The sequence below is a fragment of the Marinomonas pollencensis genome (genome assembly GCF_003387375.1).
Classification (GTDB): domain Bacteria; phylum Pseudomonadota; class Gammaproteobacteria; order Pseudomonadales; family Marinomonadaceae; genus Marinomonas; species Marinomonas pollencensis.
The window spans coordinates 186,134-202,271 of sequence record NZ_QUNG01000003.1 but is presented as its reverse complement, the minus strand read 5'-3'; the positions used below and the strand labels follow the sequence as shown (position 1 = coordinate 202,271).

General features: G+C 44.0%; 12 protein-coding genes. 6 read left to right on the top strand and 6 right to left on the bottom strand.

Annotated features, from left to right (window positions below; all coding sequences use genetic code 11):
• Positions 1–18 precede the first annotated feature (18 nt).
• The 3 genes from DFP81_RS06040 to DFP81_RS06030 form a co-directional block, all read right to left on the bottom strand.
• Complete coding sequence (locus tag DFP81_RS06040; RefSeq protein ID WP_115896863.1) at positions 19–1,014, bottom strand: GGDEF domain-containing protein; 996 nt, start codon at positions 1,012–1,014, stop codon at positions 19–21.
• Between the two features lie 84 nt (positions 1,015–1,098).
• Positions 1,099–1,575 carry an NYN domain-containing protein gene (locus DFP81_RS06035; RefSeq protein WP_115896862.1) on the bottom strand — a complete coding sequence of 159 codons (477 nt, stop codon included), beginning with the start codon at positions 1,573–1,575 and terminating at the stop codon, positions 1,099–1,101.
• 106 nt (positions 1,576–1,681) lie between these two features.
• Positions 1,682–2,599: a hypothetical protein gene (locus tag DFP81_RS06030; protein WP_115896861.1), complete on the bottom strand. Its 918-nt coding sequence runs from the start codon at positions 2,597–2,599 to the stop codon at positions 1,682–1,684.
• Between the two features lie 237 nt (positions 2,600–2,836).
• Here DFP81_RS06030 and DFP81_RS06025 point away from each other — a divergent pair, with 237 nt between their 5' ends.
• A complete protein-coding gene (locus DFP81_RS06025; protein ID WP_245959095.1) occupies positions 2,837–4,120 on the top strand; it encodes a ribonuclease J in 1,284 nt (427 codons plus the stop codon).
• A gap of 26 nt (positions 4,121–4,146) precedes the next feature.
• Here DFP81_RS06025 and epmB read toward each other — a convergent pair whose 3' ends face one another.
• Complete coding sequence (gene epmB / locus DFP81_RS06020; protein WP_115897018.1) at positions 4,147–5,160, bottom strand: EF-P beta-lysylation protein EpmB; 1,014 nt, start codon at positions 5,158–5,160, stop codon at positions 4,147–4,149.
• Positions 5,161–5,350: 190 nt separating this feature from the next.
• On the opposite strand from epmB, the gene efp reads away from it, so the two are divergent.
• Positions 5,351–5,926: an elongation factor P gene (gene efp / locus DFP81_RS06015; protein WP_115896860.1), complete on the top strand. Its 576-nt coding sequence runs from the start codon at positions 5,351–5,353 to the stop codon at positions 5,924–5,926.
• A 446-nt stretch (positions 5,927–6,372) separates the two neighbouring features.
• Positions 6,373–7,464, top strand: a complete 1,092-nt coding sequence (locus DFP81_RS06005; protein ID WP_147299437.1) for a porin — start codon at positions 6,373–6,375, stop codon at positions 7,462–7,464.
• A 122-nt stretch (positions 7,465–7,586) separates the two neighbouring features.
• Here DFP81_RS06005 and DFP81_RS06000 read toward each other — a convergent pair whose 3' ends face one another.
• A complete protein-coding gene (locus DFP81_RS06000) occupies positions 7,587–9,989 on the bottom strand; it encodes a bifunctional acetate--CoA ligase family protein/GNAT family N-acetyltransferase (protein ID WP_115896857.1) in 2,403 nt (800 codons plus the stop codon).
• A 143-nt stretch (positions 9,990–10,132) separates the two neighbouring features.
• Here DFP81_RS06000 and DFP81_RS05995 point away from each other — a divergent pair, with 143 nt between their 5' ends.
• The 3 genes from DFP81_RS05995 to epmA all read left to right on the top strand — a co-directional run bounded on the left by DFP81_RS05995 (position 10,133) and on the right by epmA (position 13,539).
• Positions 10,133–11,056 (top strand): histone deacetylase family protein, encoded by a 924-nt coding sequence (locus DFP81_RS05995; RefSeq protein ID WP_115897017.1) that lies wholly within the window; start codon positions 10,133–10,135, stop codon positions 11,054–11,056.
• Positions 11,057–11,187: 131 nt separating this feature from the next.
• The gene (locus DFP81_RS05990; RefSeq protein ID WP_115896856.1) at positions 11,188–12,486 is read left to right on the top strand and encodes a cache domain-containing protein; all 1,299 of its coding nucleotides are present in this window, start codon (positions 11,188–11,190) and stop codon (positions 12,484–12,486) included.
• A gap of 75 nt (positions 12,487–12,561) precedes the next feature.
• On the top strand, positions 12,562–13,539 hold the full coding sequence (gene epmA / locus DFP81_RS05985; protein WP_115896855.1) for an EF-P lysine aminoacylase EpmA: 978 nt from the start codon (positions 12,562–12,564) through the stop codon (positions 13,537–13,539).
• Here epmA and DFP81_RS05980 read toward each other — a convergent pair.
• On the bottom strand, positions 13,536–16,067 hold the full coding sequence (locus DFP81_RS05980; protein WP_115896854.1) for a bifunctional diguanylate cyclase/phosphodiesterase: 2,532 nt from the start codon (positions 16,065–16,067) through the stop codon (positions 13,536–13,538). The two genes, epmA and DFP81_RS05980, sit on opposite strands and share 4 nt — an antisense overlap.
• Between the last annotated feature and the right edge of the window lie 71 nt (positions 16,068–16,138).

Below are 16,138 nucleotides of genomic sequence, written 5' to 3'. Positions count from 1 at the left end.
TCGCTTGGTTGCCTGAGGCTAAGCACAAACCGCATTGCGACCTTTGTTCTTAGCTTGATAAAGCTTGTTGTCGGCCCTATGCAAGGCATCGATCATAGCGTTGCCAAGGGAAGATTGTGCGACGCCAATGCTGACCGTAAGGTGCAGATGTAAATCATGGCTATGGAAGGTGTGTTGCTCAATCGCATGGCGAATTTGCTCTGCTTTTTTGCGGCTATCTTCAATGCTTACCTTCTCTAACAAAATGACAAACTCTTCACCACCTAGCCGATAAATAGCGTCTTCATCCGTCTGGCTTTGTAGGCATTTGGCCACTTCAATCAGTACAGCATCACCAACACTGTGACCGAACTCATCATTTACCAACTTAAAAAAATCGATATCGACCAATAATACATTGGCCTGAATGGCGTTTTTTTCTAATCTCTTAAAATGCTTTTCTAAAGCGTGACGATTTTTTACCCCAGTTAGTGCATCGTTGTGCGCCATTATTTGTAGCTGTATTTTGTCTTGGTTGTGCTGTTTTTCATATAAGTGGCATAAAAACCAGATGAAGAAATGAGCGAATGTATAGTTAACGATGGCGCGATAAGAAATGAATTCTTCGCTAGGGGAGTTAATAAAAAGAATATAAATACTGGGTAATAAAATTAGACAAGTAAAGTAAAACCCTTGTTTTTCACCAAACATAAGGTAATACACAATGGGCAAAGCAAGCCCCCATAAAAAGGAAAGCGCTCTGATGTCTGCACTATAAGCGGCGAGATAAATTAAAAAAGTAGTCAAAAAGACAAGCACGTAGGACTGATAGACTTTTGCCTTGCCGGTTTTAGCACACCAGAAGCAATAAAAGCTAAACAGAGAAATCATTATTTCGATGACGCCAATTATTGGCATATCTAAATAAAAAAGATTGATTGGACTATAAATGCCCATCAATACACCAACCAGAAGACTTAATCCTGTTAATAAGGAAATTCGCAGCGGGTTGGTTTTCTTAGAAAAAAGCATCATTCACATCTCAGTCCATTAAGTGTTGAATTCCAATCAATGCAAGAATAATAGGTCGCGCTTATCCCTTAGCAATATTCAGTTATACTATTTGAGTAATAAGTTTTCCTTGATAGGATAAAACTTGGTCGCTGCATTTACCAGTGAGTTCGCCGTTAGCATAGGGACGCCATACACCTCGACTTGAGTATGGTATTTAGCGTCGAGTTTCTGTGCCAATAAGTCAAAGTCCCCATCCCCTGATGCTAATACTAAAATATCGCTGTCTGGTCCATATTCCATTGCGTCTAGGGTGATGCCAACATCCCAGTCCCCTTTGCTGGAGCCATCCGCTCTTTGAATATAAGGCTTCAGTTTCACCTCAAAGCCAATGGCTCTTAGAATATTTTGAAACTGACGTTGTTTTTCATCGCCGCGATCGACGGCATAGGCAATGGCTTTAACCACCTGTCTGTCGTGGGTGATTTGCTGCCAGAAGGCGTTGTAATCAAAACGACGACCATAAGCCTGCCGGGTTGTGTAATAAATATTTTGCACATCAACTAAGATGGTTACGTTTTTCATTTATCGCTCGATTTTTTATCAGCTTCTAAAGATAAAGGAGATTAACCAGGCGGACAAGAAAATTTCCTCTGCATGATGACCGACCCATGCTGTATGTGTTGTTCGTTTACTGTTTCGCCATTAATGCCATATCAGACTTTAGGTAAAGGGATTTCTCTTGCGAAAATTTCATTAAAGACGATAGCTTGATGGCTTTTTTAGGCAGCATAGAAAAGGACAATTGCTTAGGATTTGCTAGAAAGTTTTCGAACTGTGTCGCAAGGTATTCCGCTTGCGGTGAGTCATATGCCGCTAACCCTATGGAGTTGATAATGGATTTAACTAATAAGCGCTTTTCATTAGATTGAGAGTGCGGCCAAATTTGTTTGGTTAAGCCATTATCTTGAAAGCGTAAGGCAAGTTTATGTAAGGCAACACTTTCACCATATAAAATGGGCATGGCATCGAGCTGGCCTAAAGCCAACGACGCGAGTAAGTCAGAGCGTAGTTCGTGTAAAGAGAAATCGGCGTCCAAAATATCCAAGTTAGTCGATAAATAAAGTTGGCCGAGATGGGGCATAGTGAGTGTCAATGTGGAGTCTATATTGTTGCCGTTGGGCTTTGATAAAAAGCGTCCGTGACCAGTTAATTGGTTGACGCCTGCGATCGCGAGCAAACGCTGGGTATCGCGAGCTAATGGCTGTTGGCTGTCATCAAATTGGAATTCAATGTCGAGTTGCGGGTAATTAATGGGCAGTGCGTTGAATGTTATTTTCGAGAATCGTAACCAAGGGTAGCGCTGGTTACCAATGGAAACTGAGTGCATGACCGGACTCAGGGTGAGCGTGTCGAAGGTTATTTTTTTATAATGAATCAATGGCGTTAAGCCGGATTCCTCTATTTGCTGGGTAATGATTTGAGTGGTGTAACGGCTGCCAACATACTTAAGCGCAAAAAAGGCGATGCAGACTAAGAGCAACCCGACAATAGCGGAGATCATCATGATGCGCTGTTTTCTATGGGGGGTTGGAGCGGTACTGTGCATCTAGGCCTCGATAAAATAACGCGTTTCTAAGTGTAATATAGACGTAAAAAAGACACTGGGTCTTGAACTGAATAAGGCATAAGCCTCTCTTAGACTGGGATCTTATAAGAAATCACGTAACATAGACAAAACCTTTTCAATGCTTATTTTCTTCAACAGGAGTGGGTTATTTCTTCACTGATACCAAGCGAACAAGATTTGTGGTTTTTACCTCTGGGTGGCACAGGTGAAATCGGCATGAACATGAACCTTTATGGTCATGATGGACAATGGCTAATGGTCGATTGTGGCGTTTCATTTAATGAACCGCTGGTCCCTGATGACCTTCATACCGCGGAAGTTGTGTCGGCTGATCCTAAATTTATTAGTGACCAAAAAGAACGACTCGCCGGTATTGTGATTACTCATGCTCATGAGGATCATGTTGGGGCTTTGCCATTTCTGTGGCGCCGTTTTCAGTGCCCTGTATACACCACGGCCTTCACTGCGGAAGTATTACGTCGCAAGCTGGTTCAGGTTGGTTTAGCTGATGAAGTTCCTGTGATTGTGATGGAAGAGAATCAGACGCAAAAAATTGGTGTGTTTTCGGTTTCTTGGCTCGCCTTGACCCATTCTGTACCGGAACCTTTTGCGATGACGATCGACACGCCAGCCGGGCAGATTTTTCATACTGGAGACTGGAAAATAGATAAACAGCCGATTATTGGTAAAGGCTTTTCTGCAGATCGCTTTAAGGCACTTTCGAAAACGCCAATTCGAGCTATGGTGTGTGATTCTACCAATGCATTGCGTGAGGGGCATTCTGCTTCAGAAAGCGAATGTTATGAAGGTTTATTGCGAGCGATTGAGGTGGAAAAAGGCCGTGTTGTTGTCGGGTGTTTTAGCAGCAATGTAGCGCGTTTAGTTGCTTTGGGAAGAGTTGCGAAGCAAACAGGTCGTTATCTAGCCTTGATCGGTCGATCATTAATTAACATGGTAGGCGCCGCCAAAGCGACAGGTTATTGGCCGGATGATATTCCGTTAATTGAGTCAGCACATTTGGGCTATCTGCCTAAAGAAGAAGTACTGGCCGTTGTCACAGGCAGTCAAGGAGAGCCCAGAGCGACATTGAATCGATTAGCGTCAGATACTTGTTTTGACTTAAGTTTAGACGCCGACGACCTGGTAATCTTTAGCGCTATGATGATACCCGGCAATGAAACCGCTATTATGCGCTTGGTTGAGCAATTTAAAGGCCGTAAAATCCGCACTTTACAGCAGCAGGATACGGCATTAACCATTCATGTGAGCGGGCACCCTTGTAGAGACGAGTTGAGTCAATTGTACTCGTGGGTGCAACCAGAAATTGCTGTGCCGGTTCATGGTGAACCGGAGCATCTAGTAGCGAATGGCCAAGTCGCGAAGCTTAGTCAGGTGCCGCGTCAATTAGTCGGTCGCAATGGCGATTTATACCAATTCGCGCCACAGGTCTGTATTCGCCGTCAGATGGTTAAAACGGCGCGTATTGCCTTGGCGCGCTAGACTCTATTCTGTTGTCTCGAAAGTGGCTAATCAGTCAACGGGGCAAAGACGGTTTTTGCTTGTTTGCCGGGGATTTCTTTCGCCAATCTTGGCACTAAATAGCCAGGCAATTCAGCGGCCACTTTTCCCATTAGACGTTGTGCTTGCTCAATACTGATATCAAAGTGAGCGGCGCCGTCGACTGGGTCTAGGGTGAACATATAGTAAGGCATTAGGCCTGCTTTAAACACGGCTTCACTTAGAGCAACTTGTGCGTCTACTGTGTCATTAATACCTTTTAGTAACACGCCTTGATTTAATAAGGTAACCCCGGCTTGTGTTAATTTTTTAGTGGCAAGTATGACCTCTTCATCCACTTCATTCGCATGGTTAATGTGCCACACCATGACGATGTCTAAACGGCTATTTTTGATCCAATCCAACATTTCATCACATACGCGCTGTGGGATAACCACGGGCAAACGAGAGTGAATTCGAAAACGCTTAATCTGAGGTAGGGATTCAAGTTTGCGGATTTTATCGGCCAGTAAAGCGTCTTTCATCATCAAAGGGTCACCACCGCTAAGAATGACTTCATTGACTTCTGGGTGAGCGCTTATGTAGTCGATCACAGATTGCCATTCAGCTTGCGCTAATTGGTTGTCACCGTAAGGAAAATGACGACGAAAACAGTAGCGGCAATTCACTGCGCAGCTACCGGCCGCAATGACTAATAAGCGTCGTTTATACTTATGAACAATGGCTTTTTGTGGATTATGATCGGCTTCTTGTAAAGGGTCAGCGGTGTAGCCAGGCACTGCTTGCATTTCCATCTCACTGGGAAGGACTTGTAATAACAGAGGATCCTGTGGATTACCGATTTCAATGCGTGATAAATACGGGCGCGGTACGAGTAACTTAAAAGCAGCTTGAGCAGCCTGACCGTTAGTTAGCATGTCACTCGGCAGCTTTAGGTGTTGGATTAGCTCAGGTAAGCTTGTTAAGGCGCTAGCGAGGTGCTGTGACCAAGTTAAAGTAGTGTCTGTTTGAATAGGGATCACGTCAAATATCTGCAAAGTTGAGTTGATTTGGGTTATGATTGGCGCCAACTAATTTCAGGCCGATTAGGCCTTGGGCTCTTTGAGATCTTCGCAAACGTTCTTTTATTTGAAAAGATGTTTGCTGAGATCGTCAGGCTGACATGATACGTCAGTTAGGGCCTTTTCTCTAAAAAATACACGGTGAGGATGTATGGCTAATATTTCTACTAGCGAAATGCGCAGTGGTACCAAGGTAATGGTTGATGGTGATCCATGTGCGATTTTGGATAATGAACATGTTAAACCTGGTAAAGGCCAAGCGTTTAACCGTCTTAAACTACGTAACCTGCGTTCTGGTCGTGTGTGGGAGCGTACGTTTAAATCGGGTGATACGCTAGAAGGCGCCGATGTCATGGAAACCGACATGGAATACTTGTATACCGATGGCGAGTTTTGGTATTTCATGGTGACCGATGGTTCATTCGAACAGCATGCAGCCGATGAAACTGCGGTAGGCGATGCAATGAAATGGCTTAAAGAGCAAGAAAAGTACGTTGTTACTTTATACAACGGTGCGCCATTGGCCGTATCGGCTCCGAACTTCATTGAATTAGAAGTGAAAGACACAGACCCAGGCGTGAAAGGTGATACTGCAAACGGTGGTTCTAAGCCAGCGTTCTTAGTCACAGGCGCTATGGTTCGTGTTCCGCTTTTTATCAATATCGGTGAAGTGCTACGTGTTGATACACGTACAGGTGAGTACGTATCTCGCGCCACGGGTAAATAATTACTTGTAAACGGCGCTGTTTTCAAAGCCCTCAGTCGGTATCTGCTGGGGGCTTTTTATTGGCCAGTGTGTGTCCTAAATACCCATCAGCTAAATTCTTATTAGCAAGCCACGAAGGCTAAGATAGGCTCGCTCGTGTAATAAGGAGCTTCTGTGACTAAGTGTGTGTATTGCATCAGGAATATTATAAAAAAAGAACTTAAATCCTTGTTCTTAAAGGGATAAAAATAAAAAACGTTTTTTTCTAAACGCTTAACTTCCCATCTTTACACATTATCTGTGATCGTTATGCTTTTTCGCGCCCTTTTTGTACTGCTTTGCCTCTCCTCAAAATAGAGTACAACAATCCTGTTTTTTTGCGCTCATCTTCCTTTGTTTGAATAGTTAAAAAGTGAACTTCTCTGTTTATAGTAACGCCGCATAAAAAAACGCAGAGGATCGCTTTAATGAACAGGACAATGTTAGCGTATGTTATACCCCTAGCCATGGTCATGCTGACACCAGCACACGCCGCGAATGTCTATAACACGAGCGGTCAAACGCTAGATGTTTATGGTCGAGTAGAGATCGATGCCACGAATGAGGGTGCGAATAACTCGGATGATAATTCGACGGATACTCAAGGTGATATGACGTCATCGGCGCGCTTAGGCTTAAAAGGCTCCAGTCAGGTCAATCAAGAGGTCTCTTTATTTGGTAAAGCCGAATGGCAAGCAGCCGGCGAGACGGACGATGGTAATGAGTTTAAGACTCGATATATGTACCTTGGTGTGGATTTTGGAGATAAGGGCAAGCTTGCGTTTGGACAGCAATATACACCAGTCTATACAAGCCTTGTTGGCACGATTGATATATTCGATCAATGGGGAATGGAAGCACAAGATGGCATGTATGGAGAGTCACGGCAATCTGGGCAGGTTATTTACACTAATCAATATGGTCCGTTGACCGTTCAAGCGGGTTATCAATTTCATAATGAAGATGGCACCGACGTTACAGGTACGAATATTGGAGAAATGGAGAACGAAGAGCAGAATAACGCTTATTCAGCCGCGATTGTGTACGACACGGGCATAGGGTTAAACCTTAGGGCAGCGGTTGCTAACCAAACCTTCGACAAGGATGCTGAAATTAACACCTATGGTGTTGGTGCGGATTACGATGTGGGGGATTTTTATGCTGCGTTTGTTTATTTAGGAAGCCGTGCTGATAACGGCGCTTCATCAAACTCAGAAACGGACCTTAACTCATATGACTTGGTTGGAGCGTATGTTATGAATCAATATCGCTTCTATACAGGTTATGGGCAGCAGCGTCGTTCTGGTAGTGCCTTGGCGGATGCGTATGAAGCGGTGCGTTCTTATAAGTTAGGTGTTGAATACAATATTACTTCGAATGCGCTGACTTGGGTGGAATATCGTCATAACGATGGTGATATAGATACTAACTACAGCTCAAGTAGCGACTTTCACTACGATGATGCCTCAAACCAGCTGGGAAAAAATGAGATTGCTGTGAGTGCTCAGTACAATTTTTAATCTTGATTAAGGAAGGTGCGACCATGCCCTAAGGGGCAGAGATGAGTTAATCGCACCTTCCTGTGCTAATTGCAATATTGCTAGGAAATAGATAAAAAATCGAAGGTTTAAGCTCGGGCTTTTTATTGTTTTTTACTGCCTAAGCTATCAATAAATTGTTTGTTCAAGGCCACAGTGGCAATCACTTGGCTAATATCATCAGGGTCTCTTTGAATACCGAAGCCTAGGTGTTTGCAGAAGGTGATCATGCGTTTATTTTCTGCCAATACAATACCTTGCATAACTCGAATCCCTTTGTCGGCAGCGGCCAAGAATAGCTGCTTCATTAAGTAAGATGCCAATCCCAGTCCTTGGAAATCATCGTCCAATACCACCGCAAACTCACAACTTTGGTCATCAAAATTGTCAATATAACGCGAGGTGCCAATCAAGCGATCCTTGCCGTCGACATTATGCACGGCCATAAAGGCCATTTCTCGATCGTAGTCAATGTGCGACATGGTGGAAAGCATACGAGGCGTGAGCTCTTCAATGTTTGAGATGAAGCGTAAATAACGAGTTTCCTTGGACATGCCACGGACAAAGTCGGCAATCAAGGGGGAATCCTCTGGCCGTACTGGCCGCACTGTGGTTTGGCTGCCATCTCGTAATGTAACATGACTGACCCAGTGACGTGGATAGGGTTGGATGGCCAGATGATCGTAGCGTCGTTTGTTGGTACAAGGTGCTAATCTGATGTCTATATCGCCGTTTAGGCAATCATATTGATCTATATAGAGCTTGCTTAGCTGTAAGGTTTGGCACTCGGGCAGTTCACACGCCAAACTGGAGACATTAAGCAATAATGCTTCAATATGAGGGTAATTCCCTGGAGGCAATAACTGAGAGATAAGATCTCGAGCCAGTAATGTGTTTAGTGGTGGTAGGCCGACCACTTCACTTTTTTGTGGTGACCCTTGGTCGGAGCCCCCTAACGCTACGCCGATCGCGGTACCAAAAACAGGGTCGCGAAAAATGCGTACATGTAAGGCGGCATTAATGACACTTTGTGAGCGGGGAAAATTGGCAAAACTAAGATTAAATAAAGCCAGCACTGGGGCGAAGTCGATGGCACTGAGCTGAGTTTTTCCTTGCCGAATAAAAGTTTTCAAGTGTTTTCTGGCTTGTTCAATATTTAACTGTTGACTGGCCGCATTACTGTCAGGAGATTGTTTTGCAAGTTGTTGGTTTCGCTGAAATTGTTCCAGAAACTGAAAGCCTTCAATGGCGGTCTCAGGGGTGCGGAATGTTGGGATGCCAGCCTCATTCAGGCGGGTTCGCATGGCAATGATATCACCGCCACCGAGTAAACATACCATGATGAGTTTTTTCTGCTTTCGATGCAGGGCGGTGACCTGCTCGCAAAAAGAAGATAAATCAATAAGAGCGGTGGGGCTTAACATTAATAGCACCGCCCCGCAGGATTGGCTGTTTAATGTTGTGTGTGCCAGGTCCACAAAAACATTGCTTGGACAACTTGCCCAGACTGTACTGACTGGCCCAATATGACCGCGCTGACTAACAATATTTTCCAGTTGTTCACGCAGCACTGGGTCAGGTTTTAATAACGAAAGATTTAGCTCAGCAGCTCTTTGAGCCGCTAATTCGCCAGGTCCTGCACCATTACCTATGATCATCAGGGAACCTTCTTTGATGCGACGAGCATTGGTCATCACAGAAGCCGCACCGATCAAATCGTTTAAGCGGCGGCCCCGTACGGCACCAGTACGCATTAACGCTGCATCCAATACTCTAGGGTCTGCGCCGAGATTGTGCTCGGTAACAACGGCGACCGGCTTACTTCGGCTGGCGGCGCGTAGGCTGCTGAGAAAACGAGTCGGTTGGCCGACGCTTTGTAGGTACATTAAGATGGCCTGACTTTCAAAATCATTGGAGAGAAAGTCGAGAATTTGTGACGGCATTACATCGACAGGTGAGCCCATAGCTACAACCTGTGAAAAGCCAATTCCTTGCCAGCTTGCCCAATCGACAAGTGCACTAGCGACGGTGCCAGATTGTGACATAAGTGCCAGCCTGCCTGGTAGCGGATGAGTAAGGCCAAGCCAAGCAGAGAAGCCTTTTTTAGGGCGGCATATACCAAAGCTGTTAGGGCCCAATAAACGTACATTGTACAGTCTTAAATAATGCTGAATCTCGTTTACGTCTTCCCCCGTCCAAGAGAGCATCAGTAATGAGTGAATACCTGCGCGACCACAATCGGCAATAATGTCACGCATAGGTTGGTTCGTTTTCCCAGCAAAAATTGCGACGTCGTAAGGCTTGTTCAGTTGATGGCAAGAGGCATAATGATTGACACAGAGCTGCTTCGCATCCCATTCTGGTATTACTCCGACCAATGTGAGCTCTTTATTGGTTTTACTAAGTGCTTGCAACAAAGTGATGAGAATAGGATCGGTAGGGTCCTGACCGGTGAGCACGATCGCGGAAGAGGGGGCTAAAAGAGTTTGCAAAGCATGCTGTGACAAAGGGACTCTCCTCTCAATGCAGACCCAAAATGGGCTGGTAGACCATAGTAGAATAGCGCATTTGGCTCAATTTATGTTTTGATTTCACTCAGCATAAAACGAATTGCTTAATACATAAAAGAATAAAAATGGATGGCTGCAACATGACGACCGCGTACATCACTCACAACCAGTGCGATAAACATGATATGGGCGCCGCGCACCCAGAATCTCCCAAGCGCTTAGGGGCAATTCGAGATCGTTTGATTGCTGGGCAGTTACTGGATTATTTGCGCTGTATCGAGGCTCAAGCGGCGACACGAGCGCAATTAGCCGCAGCGCATAGTGTGGATTATGTCGATACCATTTTTGCAAAAGCGCCTGAACAAGGCCAGCTTGAAGTTGAGCCTGAAACCCTATTAATGCCACACACTTTGGAGGCGGCCATTCACGCTGCTGGGGCTGTGGTGCAAGCGGTTGATCTTGTAATGAAAGGGGCAATGGACAACGCATTTTGTGCGGTCAGACCCCCAGGTCATCATGCCGAAACAGACAGAGCAATGGGATTTTGTTTTTTCAATAATGTGGCTGTCGGTGCGAAACATGCCATGGCACATTATAACCTTAAACGCATCGCTATTATTGATTTTGATGTACATCATGGTAATGGTACGGAGGCGATTTTCAACGGTAATGAGAGCGTGTTGTATGCGTCGAGTTATCAACACCCTTTTTATCCTTACGCTGACCCTGGCGTTTCCCATGACAATATTTTACACATGCCCCTAGCTGCAGGAAGTGGTAGTGAGGAATTCCGCGCTGCGATGACGGATGTCCTATTGCCTAGATTAGCCTTGTTTAAACCGGAATTGGTCATGATTTCAGCTGGCTTTGACGCACATAAGTCTGACCCGATGGGACAACTTCGTCTAGAAGATAATGATTTCCAATGGATTACCGAGCAGCTGGTGGAGATCGCGGAACAGTATTGTCAGGGGCGGCTAGTGTCAGTATTGGAAGGTGGCTATCACCTTGATGCTTTAGGTCGATGTGCTTTTAGTCACATCCGCAGTTTGATGAAAATGTGATCCCGTTACCATCTTGTTGAGTTTATTCACGTTATTGTGAATAAGAAGTACCATTAAATTACCAAAAAGTAGAAGCTATCTTTCCGCTCATCAAAAAGGCTGTGTTAAAATAGGAATGAAGCGTTTTTTTAATGACTCTTCCATTATTTAAAAACTGTTTTTATGGGCTAGGATTACCCAGTGAAAAACAGTTTTTCCTATTAAGTAGGACAAACTATGAGCAAGGTGTATTGAATCTCAGAGTTTTCTTAACTGGTATATTTTTGATGCGTTATTCCAAATTTAAAAAACACATGCTGACACTTTCACTTGTTAGCTTGATTAGTATGCTTGTCTTGTTAATAGCGATCGTTTGGCACCTTTATAGCTCAATACTTAAAGAACGAAAAGTTCTGATTCATTCTCAAGTAGATACCGCCATCAGCCTAATGCGAGAGGTTTATGAAAGCTCTCTGGAAGGCGCCTTAACCAAAGAAGAAGCGCAGCAACAGTTTCTAGCCTATGTGAAGAAGCTGAAGTACTCTGAGCATGGCTACTTTTGGGTACTTAATACCGAAGGGGTGATGATCATGCACCCTTATAATAAGAGCAAATTGGGTAAGTCTTTAATAAATGTTAAAGACAAAAATGGTAAGTTCTATGTACGGTCGATTATATCGATTATCCAACAGAACGAGAACGGCTTTGTGTCTTATTACTGGTCAAAACCAGGCGAAGATGAGCTAGCTAAAAAGCTTAGTTATGTTGCTTTGTTTAAACCATGGGGATGGGTAGTTGGTACTGGGCTGTATGTAAGTGATTTAAATCGCGAAATCCTGAATCAAGTATATATGGGCTTGATTATCATTGTCGGGTTGTTTTCATTAAGTATTTTTGTCAGTTTGCGTCTATCTCAGCGGTACATGACAGATCTTAGAAATGTGGCTATTTTCGATCGATTAACGCGTCTTTATCGACGTAGTTATTTAGATGAAATGGGTCCTAGGATGCTAAAAGAAAAAAATATAAAACCGCTTTCCGTAATATTTTTTGATATTGATTTATTTAAAAAGGTGAATGATCAATACGGACATAATTATGGTGATACTGTATTGTCCGCAATCAGCAGCATTATTCATAAAGAGCTGTTTCCCCATAAAGATGTCTTTCGATATGGAGGAGAAGAAATGGTAGCACTTTTGTTCGCTACGGAAGAGGAGAGCCGAGTACTTGCTGAAAGAGTCAAGAAGGTCGTTGCTGAGCATGTTTTCCATTATTCCGGCTCCGAGAACTTTAGTGTCACTATCAGTGCTGGTATTGCGGTAGGAAACGAACAAGACTCGTTTTCCGATCTGGTTAGAAGAGCGGATCGATGCATGTATTTTGCCAAGGCTAGAGGGCGCAACAGAGTCGTCAGCGAGTCTGAAGTCCGAGGCTTACCTGACGCATAAACACCTTGTTGGTATTTCTGTCTCACCGAAGAAAGGCTTTTGTTATTATGTGTTCTTTTTAACAGGGCCTTTTCTATGTACGATGCGTCTTTGTGGCAACCCAGTGCGGATATTGCAATTTTGCACAAGCGTGCCCAGCTGTTCTCAGTGATCCGCGATTTTTTTAGCGCCAGAAATGTGTTGGAAGTTGATACCCCTTGCTTGTCATTAGCCAGTATTACTGACCCCCATATTGAGGTGTTGACCAGCGAGACGACATCCCTCGGAAAACCGCTGACTTACTATCTACAAACATCCCCAGAATACGCTATGAAACGCCTATTGTGCGCGGGCAGTGGCTCTATTTATCAGCTTGGCAAGGTGTTTCGAGCAGAAGAGATTGGCCGTCGTCATAGTATTGAATTCACTATGTTGGAATGGTATCGCGTGGGTTTTGACCACTGGCAGCTTATGGACGAGATAGAGCAGCTGTTGGCGAAAATATTGTCAGTGGAGACGCTAGAATGCGAGCGACTCAGCTATCAACAAGCTTTTATGCGCCACCTCAGCATTGATCCTTTTACTGTGCCCTTAGAAGTATTACAGCAAGCAGCCCATGAGCACACTGAATACGGTCTTCAAGAAGAAGACCGGGATACTTTATTAGAGTTGCTATTTTCCACTGTTATAGAGCCTGCTATTGGTCAGAATATGCCTTGCTTCATTCATGATTATCCCGTAACGCAAGCGGCGTTAGCCAAAGTTTATCAAGATCAGAAAGGCCAGTCGGTCGCGGCGCGTTTTGAACTCTATTGGCAAGGTATGGAGTTAGCGAATGGTTACTATGAGTTAACCGATGCCCAAGAGCAGCAACGGCGTTTTAATCAAGATAAGCAAGCTCGTCAAGCGCTAGGTTTGGCCCAGCGTCAGTTCGATGAGCGCTTGATTAGTGCGTTAAATGCAGGTTTGCCTGACTGTGCTGGAGTCGCCTTAGGGGTAGATAGGTTGTTGATGTTACTGAGCAATAACCAGCACATAGAAGCGGTGCTCCCGTTTGCGCACCAGAGGGCTTAATCAAAGCTGGGCTGCTCGATTAGGGTTTTTATCCACTGCTGTTCACTTAACGGTGTTGCTAGATGAAAACCCTGTAGATAATCCACGCCAATATCCACAAGGAAATCTTTTACCGCTTGGCTGTGAACAAATTCGGCTTGGGTTTTTATGTCTAACGAGTGAGCCAGTTTGTTGATGCTAACAACCAGCTTTTGCATTTTTTTATCGTGATCAATGTTTTTAATAATGCTGCCATCCAGTTTCAGAATGTCAGGCTCTAATGAAATGAGCTTTTCTAAATTAGAATACCCAGCGCCAAAATCGTCAATCGCCAGTAGTGCGCCGGCTTGGCGAAATTCCCTCAAAATAGGGTTTATCCACTCGTAATCTTGAATAGATTCAGATTCGGTAATCTCAAGAGTTAAGCGCCCTAAGACCTGATTGCGTCGGAAAAAGTCCCTCAACACAGCTAAAGTTTTATCATTTTTGAAATCCAGTATGGATAAATTCAGTGCCAGTTGGACTGTAGGATACTGGTTAAGTAAGCGCTCACACTGAGCCAGCATTAGCTGAGTGATTTTTGGGTAAAGTTGGGTTTGTTTGATCAAATTAAGAAAAGCAAAAGGTCCTACTACTTGCCCGTCTATTTCGACCCTCAATAAAGCTTCAGCGCTAATTTGTTGGCCACTTTGGCTGTCAAAACAAGGTTGAAAATAGGGGTATACCTTATCTTGTTCTAAAGCTTGGCGGATAGTTTGAATCCATTCTAAATTTTCTCCGGAAGCCGCATCTAGGTGATTATCCCCATTCCAAGCAAGTGGTAGGTTGTTGCTTTGGGCAATGCGTCTGGCTTCACTGGCTTGAATTAATAAATGCTCATGTTTAGATAAAATACGGCCGTCATTGTCTTTGATCGAAGCAAGGCCAACTGACAAGGTTAAAGTGAGTATATCTTTAACGGAATCGGAAGAAGTAAAAACACCTTCTTCAATGTTTTCTATCAATTGATGAAAAACCTGAAGGGCTCTTTTAGGGGAAATCTGGTGATCAATAGATACCGCAATTTCATTGGCCGACAGTCGATAGCATATGAATCCCAGTTTTTCACCACCTGCCGTTAGTTGATGTTTTAGTTGGTGAGCAAGTTGTGCCACGAGATCATCGGCAACACTGTAGCCATACTGTTCATTGATTAAGCTGAAATTACGAATTTTAACTACCGCTAAATGCACTATGTCATTGTCGTTTTGTAACCGGCTTAACAGGGCGTAGCGGTTGAGTAACCCGGTCTGAAAATCATAAAGCCAGCTGTTTTCAATAGCGCTATTTTTGCACAGAGAAAGGGACTTTCGCTCCTGCTCAATGTCTAACAAGGTATTGTTGATCAAATTGAGAATAGGAAATATAGGGTTTTCATTAGTTGCTAATTTGAGCGCCTTTGTCTCTTTATTAGAACCCGAGGCGGACTCGTTAAACGCGACATAAGTGAGTGCATGTTGGCGGCTCTTAGTGCCAACAGGTGAAGAATAGAACTCTCCGTAACAATAAACACCATTAACCGTTTGTGCGTTATTGATAAGCCTCATGTTGTCACTGGTCGCCTGGCTGTTTGCCTGGTAGCGACTAATGCACTTGAAAACAAAAATACTCTGAGTCTCTAAAAAGGCTAATTCTTGGGTTTTTAATGTCGCTGAATAAGTGGAATGAATTGGGTTTATGTACAAGAATTGAACCCGGGAGCCTTCTGCCAGCGGTTCGCTCATGGTCAAGGCGCCATTGTGTTCGAGCTTTAGTGGTACGGCATTAACTTCAACGCCATCAAGGATGGTTTGTAGCGCAAATTGAGACGCTACTGAGAGGGGCAAATGCTCCCCATTTGTCAGACAGCGTTGATAAATTTGCTGTGCAGGTACGTGATCTAAACGTTTTAGCAAACAGCCATCGCTAGAGGTCACCAGCATGCGCTGACCAATGGTAATGCTATCGACAAAGATTTCTCTGTGTACCAGTAAGTCAGGGTTCAAAAAGCCGACTGCAAGAGCATGATTTTGCAGTATTTTATCTTGGTACAAAAGCCAACTCTGTGCGCTATCTGCGTGCCCTGCTCTGCCGCCGCTAATAAGACACTGGTGTTCATTTGGGTAATTAAAAAAAGTGTCTGAAAGAAATTCTCTATTATCCGTTAGAACAATATAAGGAAGGGATGGTGTCGAATCTGAGGCGCTAACAAAGGGCTCAAAAAGGGCATTGCCAACGTCTTCTTGCTGTGTTGAAAACGGCACGCAGTGATGTTTAAGAGTGGTATTCTCAAAATATGAGAAGATAACTGTCATGCCAGTAGATTTTATCTCACCATTAAAAATATGATGTTCACAAGACATACCAATACGACAAGCAGAAGGAAATAAAGACGCTAGAGTAGTAACCCACTCGGTCATTTCTTTAGCGGGGAGAGTGCCGTATATTTGAATTAAATCAGGCGTAGCTTGATCTTTTATTTGCGCAATAAAAGCAGCCAGTGAAGTGCAGTAAAAGCTATTGGAATACATTCCTAAAGACCATCTTCCTTAGTTAGAGTGTCATTCAATCGAGCAGAGTGAAAATGCCTCAAAGCCAATGA